This is a genomic window from Mesorhizobium sp. M4A.F.Ca.ET.020.02.1.1, from assembly GCF_004022645.1.
In the GTDB taxonomy this organism is placed as follows: domain Bacteria; phylum Pseudomonadota; class Alphaproteobacteria; order Rhizobiales; family Rhizobiaceae; genus Mesorhizobium.
The window spans coordinates 1-475 of sequence record NZ_RZOI01001380.1; the positions used below are offsets into that span (position 1 = coordinate 1).

2 pseudogenes are annotated in these 475 nt (G+C 64.2%); both read left to right on the forward strand.

Going from position 1 to position 475, the window contains the following annotated elements:
• A pseudogene (locus EN742_RS38555) lies at positions 1 to 235 on the forward strand (ABC transporter ATP-binding protein); the annotation flags it as partial.
• Positions 232 to 475, forward strand: a pseudogene (locus EN742_RS37245) (branched-chain amino acid ABC transporter permease); the annotation flags it as partial. The pseudogenes EN742_RS38555 and EN742_RS37245, both read left to right, overlap by 4 nt.

The window sequence follows — 475 nt, forward strand, 5'->3', positions numbered from 1 at the left end:
CGGTCTCGCGCCAAAACTGATCGATCAGGTCTACGACATTCTGCTCGCGCTGCGCGAAAAGCGCGATCTCACGCTTCTGATTGCCGAGCAAAGCTTCTTGCGGGCGGTGGAGGTCGATGCGCGCCTGCTCATGCTGCGCAGCGGCCACGTCGTGGGGTCGGGCAAGGCGCGCGACCTGGCAGCCGAGCGCTCGCTCGAAGGCAGCTTCTTCGGTTTCGAAGGAGCGGCGGCATGATGCTCAACCTGGCGCAGAATCTGATCGACGCGTTGAGCCTGGGCAGCATCTACGCGCTCACCGCGCTTGGCATCGGGATGATCTTCAGCGTGATGCGCCTCGTCAACTTCGCGCAAGGCAACTACATCGCCTTTTGTGCCTTCGCGCTGCTGGTGCCGGCGGGAGAGGGCATTTCGCGCCCGTTCATCGGCCTCCTGCCCGGATGGGTGTTGGTGCCCGTGGTGCTTGCCATCGGCGTGC